This window comes from Allomuricauda sp. d1 (assembly GCF_039592695.1).
Taxonomy (GTDB): Bacteria; Bacteroidota; Bacteroidia; order Flavobacteriales; family Flavobacteriaceae; genus Flagellimonas_A.
The window spans coordinates 919,189-933,094 of record NZ_JBBUTK010000001.1; the positions used below are offsets into that span (position 1 = coordinate 919,189).

The following is a 13,906-nucleotide window of genomic DNA, read 5'->3' on the forward strand; positions in this document are numbered from 1 at the left end:
TTGAAGGCACAAAAGTAAGAATCCAAAATTCTGTTCCGTATCGCATTAAAAAAGAAAATGACCTGATACACATTTTCAAACGAACAGGTCTGGCTTATCAAGGTCGTACAAAAAATCGATGCACGGTTACTTTACGTCTTTGAACAACCCATTTTTCTCCAAAATATGGTCGTTTTTTTGAAATGTAATATATTGGTATACAGAACACTGTATCAACCTAATGAAAAAGAAACTTTTACCTTTCCTTTTTGTCATTTTGGGGGTGACCACCATGACTGCACAAGTGACCGCCAAATCGGTAATGATCCAAAAAAAACAAGCACAAGATTCATTGGATGTCATTGACCGATTTGACAGCTCGTTGGCCATATCTGGGCTTGACCTAAAAAAGAGCCATGAGCAGAGCAAAAAAAAACGAGAGCGCTTGTTACGGCTTATTTCAAGTTCTGATTTAAAACAAAGGCAAAAAGAGAAGTTGAGTCACGATGTGATGCACAATCCGTTTTCATTACGGTTGAAAAAGTTTGTGATGTCCTTAAAGGAAAAGCAACAAGCGCAGACCGAAAAAGCTGTTGTCATCAATGATGACTGAGTATAAACTAAGTTATTGGTTATCTAGTCGGAATGCCCAAATAGCTTAATGAATAACCCAATAACTTTTCGTGGCCAAAGTATTTATAGAAACTAAAGTAGTAGCTGAAATAAAAATTGCAAGGTCTTAACTTTTAACTGGATAGTAAAAGGTTTAGTTCGTATCAAAAACCACTTTGATTTTCACAAGATTATCCTCACGCTTTTTTTTGATGTTGATACCGAAATCCGAAGTATATAAAGAAGAGCGACCAGTCAGCGTATTTTCCTTTTTTTGAAAGGTAATGGTCATGGGCTTTGAAACGCCTTTCATGGTCAATGTGCCCTTAACGATAAGCTTATCGTCATCTGAAGCAACTTTTTCACTTTTAAAGCGAATCTGCGGATGGTCATCTTCATCAAAATACTTGCGCCCTTTCAACGACCAGTTTCGCAACCCATTGTTGGTATCTAAAGTTTTTACTGCCACAGCACCCTCAAAATAGGAGTTTTCAGGATTATCCCAATCAATTCTGGAGTTGGATTGAAATCCACTGATGGTACCTGCCACATCTTTGGAAACAAATACAAAGGAAATTTCGGCTTTAGAGATTTCTGCACTCTGCTGTTGTGAATCTGAATAGTGTGGGGGGATAAGACACCCAATGACAAACATTAGAATTGGAAAAACCATTTTCATGTGGACAATTTATGTGTTTTGTTCGAGAAAAATGTAGAAACTATCATTGCGCTTGAACGAGTTCTTTGTTAAATCTTCTCAAACCAACGTTAAACTGTTTCGTTTGAGTACAATTTTTAAGTAACTTGAGGGTAAAACCTTTCCAATTACATACAATGACCGATACGGTTATCAATAGGGGACACGGTATGGCCCGTTCCATTATGAAACTGGAGCGCCATCAACGCAGTATTTTCAAATACCTTGAAAAACTGAAGTCCTATCGTTGTGAGCCAACCGATTATAGCTGTTTTATCATGGTCAGAAAACTGAAGGACGGATTGACATCGCTGGCTCTAGATCAAAAACTGCTATTGGACATCGTTCGTGACAAATCGAACTTCAAGTTAGAGCAAGCGAGAAAGATTGAAAGTTGTGAGAAGCGATACCATCAATTGGAAGTTGATATGGCGGCTTATTTATCGCAAATAAACAATCACTATTGAGCGCGGCATACGTTTATTGGCAGTGGAAAAATAGAAAAGGGGCCGAAAGCTAATTGCTTCCGGCCCCTTTTTACTTGAATCTTATGTCTTAATTAGCGTTTGCCCCGATATCAGCAACTGAAATCACTGTCATATCTGTTGGACTTTCATGGATGCTTATATGTCCGTCTAAAGTCAATAAATCGTCATAAGAGATGGCTGTTCCCGTATCCAATTCTGTTACAGCAGTTCTACTGACAGCACATTCACAAGCCTCTAGGGTAAGTGCTACGGCACCACCTTCATTTGCGTTGTTAAAGCGGATAAAAGCAGGATGAATAGCGGTAGATGAACCATCATCCAATTGAATCAGAACTTCGGTTGAACCATTGCTGTCTTGTGTAAATGTAGCGGTACCGGTGATGCCAGAACCATTAACTGCGTTCAAACGATATTCTGTGCTTTGAAGAATTACAGAATCAATATCGTCACTTTTACAACCAATAAACACAAGCAACACGAGCGCCATGAGCGAATAAGGGGAACTTTTCATTTTCATTTTTTTGAGTTATTTTCTTACACATTCAAATTTAAAAGAAGGAATTTCACGACCTGTATTTTATTTTATTTTTTCGATGAAGTCAATTAAAATTACGAGGAAAAGAACTTCGGCAACCTTGTTAAGGGAAGCTGTGATAGAGGTAGATGAAAATTTATATTTTACATAATATAAATTATGATACAGATTGGTTTATGGGTTTCTCTGATTCAACCTTTTGGCTGTAGGTCATAATTCTATTATGTCAAATATCCCTCGCCAGTATTATTTCTATTCAACGTAACAACAGGGTCATGAAACTTTTTTAAGCGGTCGGCTAACACCGCATGTTTGCGTCTGTACCATAATTTGTCGCTATGTAAAATAGCCGCTCGGCCAACAGCATATTGCTTTCATAAAAAGTAAATGCCCTTGCATTTATTTTTATACGCAATTCTCAGCCACTTGGCCAGCGCCATTAAAAGCTCCAGTTTTTCGTTTTATTGAAACCTTTTGTTTAATTGTGAATTTATTGAAGAAAAATTTCCTCGGCTTATCGTCAGCTTGCCGCAAAAGCTAAAATTTTGTCTTCGAGCAAAATTCTTAGCACTTGCTCACATCCCCCTCTAGTTCGGCTTCTTTTGTAAGTGCTTATAACATTATGTCAAATAGAATGGAGCCTTTTGGTTTTCTCTTTTCTTTTGTCTTGAAACAAAAGAAACAAAAATTCAAGAAGAAAATATGCTTCCCCGCTCCCTTTGTGTCTTCATAGCTTCGCTATGTGGGCGTTTCACGCCCTAACACAAAGCCCAGGGCAATGGCTCATTGTGCCAAGCCACAAATTCACTCCCCTACCGGCCCGCATTTTCTTCAGGCCATTACTCCATAGGACCTATTGAGATAGTTTATACTTAAAAAAGAGAATTAGCGCCAAAGCTATTAACCCCTGTATTAAATAAAGAGGCAATATAGTTTTATTCAGCAAGGTTTTATTCCAAGAATTTTCACCTTTAATATTGGAAGGGTCTAATTTTAGCGAAAAATCTGTTTTACCTTCTTTACTTCTTACCTTGTCATACAATGCCCGATAACCCTTTTCTTGGCTAAGATAGTAGGCATCCAATCCCCAAAATACAAAGAGAGAAAAATAAACTATAGATATATATAATAGATTGAAATCATTAGCAGAAAGTGCAAGCAAAGCAGATGTAATAGTAACGCTCATTCCCTTAATTTTAAACGAATTACTATTCATTCTTGATATTATATTTTGAATGAATTCTAAGTGTTTTATTTTTTCTTCCATCCCTGACTTGAAACTAATCGAATAAAGTTAGTTGATTCATTTCATTTTCAAAATCAATCCAATTTATAGGGTCAGCATTGATGCCTATATCAAAGTTTGATTTTACCCAACTTATAAACTCAAGACCCAATTCCTCCGAAATACCTTTATACTTCATATCCCTTCCTTTATTGCAGATTTCTCTAAGCCCCACAGGTATTAAGCGTGATTTTCGGCCCAAATAGTAAAATTCCTCTGAAATCAAAACGTTTTCACCACTTGTATCAGTTTGAGTATGTTTTTCTTTGTCAACAAAGGAATGTGCAGAGATTTCCTGTGTCCATACAGAATTTTCATTTTTATGGTAGAAGTTATCCCCAAATATTTGAACTAAGCTACCATTTACATTAGGTTTTTTATAGCTGAATCTGATATCCCTCCAGTATTCATTAAAGGTTAATCTTTCACTCACCCTCATCGCATATATCAAGTGATTAATTCGATTCAAATTCCTCGTTCCAGTTCCGATAACCCAGTCTCCAATTGACAAATTTTTATTCTTTCGAATACTAGGTTTGCAAACGGCCAAAGTGCAATATTTCCCGAAAGGATTTGGAGCCAAGCCATAGTCGTGCTCAACTTTATAGGAAAAGAAATTCATTTTACGCACTACATTTCACAGCAGGTTTTTTGTGAATTGGTAGACTTGGCAAACCGCCTGGGTTTTCTAAAGGAAATTCTTTGTCATTCATAATGTCGGCCAATTTATCCAAAGAATTCCAACCAATAGTTGGTCCCCCATATTTTTTGAAATTTTGAGGTAGTTCAACTTTTTCATTATTGCCATGTGTATATATTCCGACAATCTTTTTTCCAAGTTTATGCGCTTGCTCAATCTCATAGTTAACCCATTTCCTAGTGTGGGTTTTAGGGCCAAGGAGGCAAATAAAAGTGCCTGACCAGTTTACTTGAATTCTCAAAAACCTTCTTATCACTTCGTCACTAGGCCTTCTTTTTCTCGTATGTTTGGTACTATCCATGGAATAGTTCCTTATACTATATCCCTTATCAGCCAATCTCTTTTTAAGCTGTTGAACTTTATCGTCATCTTTCCAATAATGACTTATGAAAACGTTATTCTTTTTATTCTGAACTACTTTCATTACTATATATTTTTTCGTTAATACCCCATTTAGGAGGATACCAAAAGCTTATATTATTTCTTTTCGGTTTGAATTTTTGTTTTATTCGGACTCTTCCCGAAATTCCTTTGACTTCAGGATGAGCAACTCTGGCATATTTATCTACCTCACAAAAAAGGTTTTGACAATCTATTAATTGTAAACTTCTTCCCCACAAATTTTTGAACTGTAATCCCAGTCTTAGAAATTCATCCTCTTGCCTTTCTGTAACATATCTTATTAAATCGCTTTCATCGTAATCTCCATAATCTATAAAACACTTCGTCAGACCGTCTAACGCTCCTGGTCCAGGAAAAACAAAATCCATTTCATTAAAGTCACATAACTCACTATAATTTATGTCAGTAGCAAATTGATAAGCTAAAAAGTTTCCTATTGTTGGATATGACTTTAATAAATAAAAAAGCTCGCTCATGCTTCTCAAATCTGCAATTTTATCTGCTAAATCATCTTCAATCATGAACTGAATTAATTTTAGATGATTGCGATGCTTTTTTGCAAAACCGTAAGCGGATTTCCCAGATGTCATTATGTAAGCACCAGAATAAATAGCTTCCCCAGATTCCGAAATACTAGTTAAGATTTTATCATATTGCTCGAAATCATAATTTTCATATTTTATCGAGCCAATTTCCATCATCAATCTCTCCCAAGTCTCAATTTTGTTGAAAATCTTGAAAAGTAAAATTCTAAATAGTAAATCTCTAGGGTTGCCCTCAAAACCATAGATGACTTCTTTGATTAAAAATTGACTAACCCTATCTGATGCTCTGTAAGCATTAGTGAATTTATGTTCGGACATAATATCATCATCAGTCCAAACTGATAAACCGCTAATTCTATTAAAAAAAATATTCTGTCTTTCAACCGCAAATTTCCAATAAGTGTTATACACCTCGGAAGTCTTTGGTAAAGTTTTTTTTGTTATTATTTCCAACTAATGGTTTTGAACTAACAGCTAAAATTGCTTAAAAATGAGTATCAAAATTTCCTTTAATTAACCAATGTAATAAGCCTCTCTTTTGATTTTATTAAACTCTATCTTTCCACCCCTATTTGCGACAAGTTCTCTAAACAGTTCATACCCTTTTAATATTGCTTTTTCCCAATCTAGCTCTGTTTTTACTCTTACTTCAAATGGCTCTGTCATTTGTTTTATAATTCTCAAAATAGTTTTACTTACTTTACCACTTTTAAAAAGATTGGTTCGTTTGGATTCATTAAATAAAATAAGAGAAATGGCCTCCTCTGTAATTGTTGCCCTCGCCCCGTCTTCACATTCATCAATAAGGGGAATACTTTTTCTTTTTCTCCCTAGCATTGCGCGGGTACATGGCGACCAATCCAACATGGTGGCAAAAGTGTAGTGAAATACATCGTGGTAGCGATAAAAATCCTTTTCATAGGAATTGTCATCAATAACATCTCCGATTTGAGTTCCATCTATTGTAATTCTTACGCTCTCCTCTCCATCAATAGTAACTTCCTTAAAATCAACAATGAAAGTTTTTGGAAGCCTTTCTTTCTCTTCAAAAGAAGAGTCAAAATCTATATTTTGAAGTTTTTTCACCATTACTTAATCGAATCTCTTTTAATACTATCCATTTGAATATCAATATATTCAAACATTTCATTTTTTAAATCATTAATCTGCCTATTATCGGTTTCAACTTTCTCCATCGCATCCTGATATCCATTTTTATATTGACACCAATCCCAAAAAACTTTTAATGCTATACCTATTAATATACCAATAATGATTCTTATGCCCCACCAATTTCTTTCTTTTTTTGATTTCACCTCAGAGCCCACCAGTTCTATTTTACTGTCTAAGGAATTTATTTTATATAATAACTCATTTGGCGAAGCTATTTCTCCATGAATGGTCATTATATCATCTGGGGTTATTTGATTTTGATCTTGATGCTCATTCTCATCACCATATGCCTCTTCCTTCGACAGTTTAGAAGTCAATTCCGATAGCCATATCATAAAGTAAGGTTTGCCTCTTTGAAGAATAATACTCTTTGAACCTGCATTATAAACGGAGAATTTCAATCTTCCTTTGAACCCTGGGTCGACATGAAATCCGGAGATATTTACTAATCCTCTTTTCTTAAATCCAAATTTTAAAGAAATGAAACCGATAAATCCGGTAGGGATATTCAGTGTCTCTTTGGTCATTAATAGGGCAAATTGTCCGGGTTTTAATTCAAACTGAGAATTATTCTCATTTAAAATTGTTTTAGTTGAATCGTTGTTAGCGTATATCTCATCTCCTAATAGCAATTCATAAGACGCATGTTTTATGTTCTGCTCTATATATCCCTCCACAATTATTTTTGGGAGTTCCTTCTTGAGTTCTTTATTTGCTAAAAAAGCCATTTTTAAACTATATAAAGTAAAATTAGATATTATAAAGCTATTTTTGATTTGTTGGAATCTGAATTTGAAATGTTTATGAACATTTTAATTAACAAATCATTCCACACACATTCCCCTACCCTTTCGGGTAGTGAAAAAAGTGTTCCATTGCCTTTTCAAAGAATTCTTAGTAGAAATTTTTCTGGAAGTGCGGTACAAACTTTCGCTTTTACCAAAGCTCAAGTTACATAACGCGGTACATTATAGTACAAATGCTTATGGGTAGCACTAAGGCTATTCAAATTCTTCGAAGACTGGCTAAACTTTCTTGAACTCCAAATAATCCATACGCATGGCCTGGGGAAAGTCGCCATTGCCAGACCAACCGAGCTCTACCTGCTGCTCGCCCGGCTGAAGACGTACACGTCCAAGCCTGACCCTTTCGGTCTGCTTATCATCCTTTGGGGCATAAAAATCCAACGTGCTTAACTTCTTCCCGTTTATTTTGACATCGAATTTGCCACCATCCTCCCGTTTTACCAGATTGGCATATACCTCATAATTGCCGGCTTTAGGCCACTCGAAGGTTGCCTCCAAATTATTTGGTTTATCCTTGGCTGCAAACCAGACCATGATTTTATGTCCGCTGACAGTCTCGAACAATGATTCGTGTGCCCAGAAATCTGTTGAGACCCATCCGCCAGTGTTTTCCGCTACGGTAAGGTTTTCCGCTTCCAAGGCACCTTCCTGCCTAAATACCTCAAAGGGGGTCTCGTACCCATAAAGTTCATCGGGTGCTACTGCTGCCAGCGTGTCCTCTCCCTCCGAATCCAAATACCAATACACCACGGTGCTATACTGCGTGGGCAGTTCATTGGGGAAATACTTTTCCAAATAGCCGTCAAACGATTTTTGAAAGGGCACATTATCGGTTATCTGCCACCGGTTCATGGGTTGGTAGCCCATATTGTCATTGTCCTGCGTCTGGCTGTGGAACGCCTGTTCAAATACTGAGGGATTGCACCAGGCATATCCAAAATAATCCTCTGTACCCGTACCAAAAGTGGAGGGAAATTGTTCCCCATCAATAAAGAATTTCTCGTCCCCTTCACCCCACCAAAAATGGCCGGGACCACCGGATTCGGAGCTACCGCCTTTGGGATTCCAAACCAACAAGTGCGCACCCAAGAACCTTCCCTTGCCTTTGGTCTCCAAAAGCCTCCAATCCGGCCAGCGTTCTTCCTCCAAAGGTGCAAGATCACGATGCCATTTGGCGTGGAACCTGCCGTAACAGTCCATATTTCCGCTGAGCTCTTCTTTTTGCAATTCCAAGGTCACCGATACCGGGCCATCGTAGTGATTTTGGAGGGAGATTTCCGCTCCATCCGCGAAGGGCATATACCAATAGCTGTACGCCCATTCATCGGTCATGCCCATGGGGAGGGTCTTGTATTCATTCCAACCTGGGGAGGTGCCGAAAAAGTCGCCGAGCGGTGTCCATACCGAGGGGTTTTCTTCTCCATCCCATCGTATTTCCAGAATAGTCTTTCGCATAATCTCCTCAATATTTGCCGGATCGAAATTGTTGAACTTGGCCTTAAAGGTGGCAATGGCCCCTTTCCCTTTTAACGAAAATGCCGTCTTCCTTTCATTGGCGGCCAATTCTATCTCTGCCGCTTCCTTTTTTAGGTCTTCCCTTTCATGTGGATAGTCGCCCATACGCTCGGCAAAAAAGGAGTTTACTTGATCCAATGTCTGTTTTCCTTCTTGTGTTGGATTCGGATTGAAAACCTCCAATTGTGTGCTTTCGGGGAAGGTGATGTAGTTGAAGTGATAGTATTGCCCCCAACCCGGTTCGGCCACTATCTTGCAGCTTTTCTGATAAGGTATCGGCACGTAATTGTTGAAGCCCTTGGCATTGGTCTCATAGACCAGTTCGGGATAGTCAAAGGCAGGAATGCTCGGGCTGAAATAATCGATGAACGATTCACTGACCACGGGTTCCTCGCTACCGTCGATATAGATGTTTACCTTGCCCTTACGGGGGCTCGCAGACCATATTCGCACTATGGCCCCAGGGCCAGTCATTTCAGCCAGCACCTCGTTATCGCCTTCCTTTCGTATGTATTGGGGCTTAAAACCATCGTTGTTGGCATCCCAATCGATGAACTTGTCTGAAGTTGAATCTATCTTGCTGTCACGGTCATAGCTGGACCACATGGCACTTTTTTCACCTGCAACAGGCAATTCTGCCAATGATTTAAGGTCGGTCAGTCGATTGACCAAGTCGGCATACGACACCGTTTTTTCTTCTTTTTGGCAAGTTGATAAAATAAGCAGAGCTACGAAGCCGATAATCTGTATGCTTTTTCTTTCCACGGTTCTTCTTATCATTTATGGACCCCATAAATGCGGATTCTCGTAATGATAGCATTTTTATGAGACCGAACGGTAATGGTATGTATTTCTTCCTGAAGCGCTACTTTATCCGAATCGAGTTTTCGGCAATGACAAGTATGCAATCCAATAACTATTAAGTAGTTGGAAACCCCAGTACAAAGATAGAGAAAACACTATTCCACACCCATTCTCCTACCCTCCCTCCTGCCAAGGGTCGTATAAAAAGTGTTTATTCATGGCTAATCCATTGCTTTTTAACGGTGTTCATCAATTGCCCTCGACGACTTCATTGCCTTCTTTAAAGTAGCTTTTAGAAGAATTTTCAGATAATTTTAGCGAGGTAACTTTTGCTAGGCAGTTATTTTTTCCATGGTATCCTTACAATGTTTTGGCTCGTACATTTTCGGTTTACAGTCGACCACTTCAAATTGATACAGTAGGCGGAATTGCATACAATTCACAACACCAAACCCATACGAGTTTCCTAACCAAAACATTTACTTTAAAAAAGCAGGTATGATTCGCTCGGCGGTCAGCTGCAGCGTAGCATTATCGTTATCATGGGCGGTAATCACAACCATTAGGTCAAGCTCCTCAACCAAAATGATATACTGGCCGCCGCCACCTTGGGCAGATGATGCGAAATAAGTGGTATCACCATGTTTTAAATCAGCACTCCACCAATAGTACCCATATCCTTGCTTAGAGACGTCTTTGCCGCCGCCATAAACATCATCATCACCGGTTAAGAGTAGGCGGCTCAAGGCCTTGTCGATATACGCTTTTGGGATGAGTTGTTCACCATTCCATTTGCCCTTGTTCATGACCAAGATGCCCCACTTGACCATATCGCGTGAGGTCATGCTCGACCCCCATCCTGCGGTTGGCAGTCCGCTAACGTCAGTCCGCCATTTATAATTTGTGATTCCCAATTTATCGAGCAATTCGGTTTTGATAAAGTCTTTGGCAGAACTTGGAACCACAGCATCAAGAACCTGCATCACCAACCCGGGATCATCTTGATATTTAAAACTTTGGGATGCTGTGGTAATCGGCTCGCTATGTTCGAGTAAAACTTGAACATGCCCCTGGCCTTTTAACCTATTTGTATCTTTTTCAATTTCCTTCCATTTTTCTTCATCAATGCGGACTCCGGAACGCATCGTCAATGCTTTATTCAGTGTGATTTTTTCTGCGCCCTCTACAAATTTGGTGGGGTCCAATTCGTTGAGAAAGTCAATTATTGTTTTGTCCAAATCATCCATAGATAAATATCCCATTTGAATTGCACGACCGAGCGCCAAACAGGTATAGGCTTTGGTTGCCGATGCTTGGCCATGGGGCAAATCGATGCGGCCACGTGCATAATAAGATTCAAAGATGAGGGTGTCTTTATGTACAATAAGAAAGCTGTCGAATCGGCCATGTTTATGATCTGCGATTTCTTCTGCCAGGGTTAGAATCGTCTCCTTGTCACCGGTATCCACGCCCAATTCACCTACGGCGATACCATCTTTTTTGTCTTCAGGTGAAGTGTTGATAAATGCGTTGTTGAGTTGCGGAACCTTCCAGAGCGAAAGTTCATTATTGGTATTTGAATCATGGGTAATCGCTGTTGACAGCCAGGCGGCACTACGCACTGCAGTCATCGGGAATGCCGTTTGATGATTGCCTTCAATGATTTCCCTCTGTAAGGATAAGCCGTTATCTCTTCTATCATTCAATAATTTAATGAACTCCTCGATAGGTTCGGTTACCTCCTCCTCTTCCAATGAGCCATAGGCAATAAAAACATTGGCATTTAGGCTCGAGTTTCTATTTGATGCCTCAAAAGGGCCAAATTCAGAATTAAGGGCTGCCAAAGCGGGTACATCAGTTTTGATTGATGGACTTCCAATGATATAATTATTAAAAGTATCAGGTTGGGTCAGCAGTATATAAGCACCAAATTCACCGCTCAATGAATAGCCAAAGTAAGTACGGCTGTCTGGGTCAGTGCGGTAGGTGTTGTCAACATACGTAATCACATCATTTCGAATAAAGTCCAAATGAGTTTTGGCCTGGCCCAATTGATATTTTTGTTGAACTTCTGGATTGTCGTGTTTGCTTATCGAGTAATCACGAAACCGGCTCACATGTGCTCCTACTTCTTCTTTCAAGTCTTCATTGATGTCTTTTTGCCAAGAGATGCCAACTAGGATGACATCTTCAAGGATGAATTCTTGACAGGCAGATAGCGCTTCGATATGCCACACGGCATCAGTATAATACAGGACAGGATACGCTTTATCAGGATTCTCAGCATACTTTTCTGGCAGCTCTACATACAATTCATAGTTTCCTCCTGTTTTAGAATCTTGTATCGGGATAATCTTTGTATTTGACAATTCAAAATTTTTCTGGGCAAAAGCAGTATTTACAGCTATGGTTAGTATCAGTACTACTAATTTAGTTGCTCTCATATTGAAATTGTTTTTATGAATGATAGACATATAGGGCATTGTACACTTAGAATTAACTGCTGGATAAAAATATCACAGAATTCGTCTAGATGCTTTCAAATCGGACAAACACAACAAATAAATGATGAAACCACTTTGTCATTGATATCAGGGTTTTGTAAAGAAGTTGTGCCGCTATACATTTCATGATGGTATCTTTATTCAGTTTTCAATAGCATCTTTGGCTTATGGTAAAAAAGTCTTTACGGAATACGATACTCCTGAACGTGGGTGCCTTTCTATTGGTAGCCATGCTTGAAATATTGGGCGGGTGGTTATTCAAAGATAAATTTCATAGTGATTATGAGTTTTATGTATGGCAACTGAGCTATGCAGTTACCATTATGGGTGTCATTTGGATAAATCATTTTATTCTCATTCCCCTTTTTTATGATAAGAGAAGCTATTTTTTATATGGGATACTGCTTATTGGGAGCATATTTCTCGGGGCATATTTAAAAGCATATCCTAACTGGATTGGTGTTTATAAAATGATTTCTTTTCTAATTTATACTACCGGAACTGGAATGGCTGCCTTCTTTTTAAGAAGAAATATGATCATTCGAAGGGAAAATGACGAAAAGGAAAAGTTACAAAAAGACATGGAGCTCACCTATTTGAAAGAGCAGGTAAATCCGCATTTTTTATTTAATTCATTGAATAGTATTTACTCACTTTCCCGACAACAATCTTCAGAAACCCCAGATGTTGTCATGCAACTTTCAGAATTAATGCGATATCAGTTGGAGAGTGCTAAAAAAGATATTGTTTTATTAAAAGAAGAACTCGAGTTTTTAGAAAACTACTTATTACTTGAAGAAAAAAGACTGAGTAAACGTTGTATTATTGAATTTTCAATTGATGGAGATGTATCGGACTTTGCAATAGCACCGATGTTGCTCATTCCATTTGTCGAGAATGCCATTAAACATGGCGCCCAAAGTACCAATGAACAGAGTACAATTGATATTTCCGCCCAGATGAAAAATAGCACCTTCCATTTTTGTGTAGTGAATTCAAAGCCTACTATGGCTACTGAATCGAAAAGAGAAGGAATAGGGCTAGAAAATGTGAGAAGACGTTTAAATCTGCTATATCCCAATTCCCATGTATTGAAAATTGATAATACGGAAAAAGCATATCGAGTGAACTTAGCTATTGATTTAAAAGCTTCGACTTAATGATCAGAATAGGTATCATAGATGACGAAATTCTGGCGCGTAAAGTGTTGGAAGATTATTGTGCCAAAATTGAAAACTTCAAACTTGTGCTAAGTACCGGAAATCCGCTTGAATTTATCAATTTCGCCCAGCAAAATGAAGTTGATCTTATTTTCCTTGATATTGAAATGCCAGAACTTAACGGATTGAAAATTTTGAGTTCGCTTATCAATCCCCCCAAAGTTATTTTAACCACAGCATATTCTGAATATGCCCTCGAAAGTTACAATTATGGTGTTGTGGATTATTTACTTAAACCTATAAAACTTGAACGGTTTTTGAAAGCAATAAACAAGGTTGCAACTTCAAAACTAAAACAGCCTAAAAAAAATAAAGGGGGCGAAGAACTTCAAATAAAACATGATGGAGTTCCCGTAAATATTTCCTTCAAATCAATTCTATATATCCAGAGTTTCGGAAATTATTTGAAAATTTTTACCGATTCAAGGATGTACCTGATTTCTGAAACACTTATTAGTATTACGACGGTATTACCAGAAAACTTCCAACGCACACACAAATCGTACATTGCCAATTTGGAAAGGGTAACCAAAGCGACTAAAACACATTTATTGATTGAAGATAATAAAGTGCCTATTAGTACCATGTATAAGGTCATTGTATCAAAAAAAATAGAAGTTTTAGTAAAATCATAGAGTGGT

General features: G+C 38.2%; 14 protein-coding genes. 4 read left to right on the plus strand and 10 right to left on the minus strand.

Annotated elements, in window-relative coordinates:
* The first annotated feature begins 220 nt into the window (after positions 1-220).
* Positions 221-592 carry a hypothetical protein gene (locus tag AAAH86_RS04305; RefSeq protein WP_343486267.1) on the plus strand — a complete coding sequence of 124 codons (372 nt, stop codon included), beginning with the start codon at positions 221-223 and terminating at the stop codon, positions 590-592.
* A 153-nt stretch (positions 593-745) separates the two neighbouring features.
* Here the strand turns inward: AAAH86_RS04305 and AAAH86_RS04310 are convergent, their stop codons facing one another.
* Entirely contained in the window at positions 746-1,270 is a 525-nt protein-coding gene (locus AAAH86_RS04310; RefSeq protein ID WP_343486268.1) for a YceI family protein, read from the minus strand.
* Positions 1,271-1,425: 155 nt separating this feature from the next.
* Between AAAH86_RS04310 and AAAH86_RS04315 the strand changes: the two genes are divergently transcribed.
* A complete protein-coding gene (locus AAAH86_RS04315) occupies positions 1,426-1,755 on the plus strand; it encodes a hypothetical protein (protein WP_343486269.1) in 330 nt (109 codons plus the stop codon).
* Between the two features lie 88 nt (positions 1,756-1,843).
* Here AAAH86_RS04315 and AAAH86_RS04320 read toward each other — a convergent pair whose 3' ends face one another.
* From AAAH86_RS04320 to AAAH86_RS04360, 9 genes are all read right to left on the minus strand, one after another.
* Entirely contained in the window at positions 1,844-2,287 is a 444-nt protein-coding gene (locus AAAH86_RS04320) for a hypothetical protein (RefSeq protein WP_343486270.1), read from the minus strand.
* An 877-nt stretch (positions 2,288-3,164) separates the two neighbouring features.
* On the minus strand, positions 3,165-3,578 hold the full coding sequence (locus tag AAAH86_RS04325; RefSeq protein WP_343486271.1) for a hypothetical protein: 414 nt from the start codon (positions 3,576-3,578) through the stop codon (positions 3,165-3,167).
* 13 nt (positions 3,579-3,591) lie between these two features.
* Positions 3,592-4,218 (minus strand): hypothetical protein, encoded by a 627-nt coding sequence (locus tag AAAH86_RS04330; RefSeq protein ID WP_343486272.1) that lies wholly within the window; start codon positions 4,216-4,218, stop codon positions 3,592-3,594.
* A gap of 1 nt (position 4,219) precedes the next feature.
* Entirely contained in the window at positions 4,220-4,720 is a 501-nt protein-coding gene (locus tag AAAH86_RS04335; RefSeq protein WP_343486273.1) for a TIR domain-containing protein, read from the minus strand.
* Positions 4,701-5,696 (minus strand): nucleotide kinase domain-containing protein, encoded by a 996-nt coding sequence (locus AAAH86_RS04340; protein ID WP_343486274.1) that lies wholly within the window; start codon positions 5,694-5,696, stop codon positions 4,701-4,703. The genes AAAH86_RS04335 and AAAH86_RS04340 overlap by 20 nt, the downstream gene beginning before the upstream one ends.
* Before the next feature lie 60 nt (positions 5,697-5,756).
* Positions 5,757-6,332 (minus strand): nucleotide pyrophosphohydrolase, encoded by a 576-nt coding sequence (locus AAAH86_RS04345; RefSeq protein ID WP_343486275.1) that lies wholly within the window; start codon positions 6,330-6,332, stop codon positions 5,757-5,759.
* Positions 6,332-7,144: a deoxycytidine triphosphate deaminase gene (locus AAAH86_RS04350; RefSeq protein ID WP_343486276.1), complete on the minus strand. Its 813-nt coding sequence runs from the start codon at positions 7,142-7,144 to the stop codon at positions 6,332-6,334. The genes AAAH86_RS04345 and AAAH86_RS04350 overlap by 1 nt, the downstream gene beginning before the upstream one ends.
* Before the next feature lie 297 nt (positions 7,145-7,441).
* Positions 7,442-9,517: a glycoside hydrolase family 172 protein gene (locus AAAH86_RS04355; RefSeq protein WP_343486277.1), complete on the minus strand. Its 2,076-nt coding sequence runs from the start codon at positions 9,515-9,517 to the stop codon at positions 7,442-7,444.
* 503 nt (positions 9,518-10,020) lie between these two features.
* Positions 10,021-11,985 carry a serine hydrolase gene (locus AAAH86_RS04360; RefSeq protein WP_343486278.1) on the minus strand — a complete coding sequence of 655 codons (1,965 nt, stop codon included), beginning with the start codon at positions 11,983-11,985 and terminating at the stop codon, positions 10,021-10,023.
* Between the two features lie 290 nt (positions 11,986-12,275).
* On the opposite strand from AAAH86_RS04360, the gene AAAH86_RS04365 reads away from it, so the two are divergent.
* Positions 12,276-13,205 (plus strand): histidine kinase, encoded by a 930-nt coding sequence (locus AAAH86_RS04365; protein WP_343486279.1) that lies wholly within the window; start codon positions 12,276-12,278, stop codon positions 13,203-13,205.
* Positions 13,205-13,900 (plus strand): response regulator transcription factor, encoded by a 696-nt coding sequence (locus AAAH86_RS04370; protein ID WP_343486280.1) that lies wholly within the window; start codon positions 13,205-13,207, stop codon positions 13,898-13,900. Before AAAH86_RS04365 ends, AAAH86_RS04370 begins: the two co-directional genes overlap by 1 nt.
* The last annotated feature ends 6 nt before the right edge of the window (positions 13,901-13,906 follow it).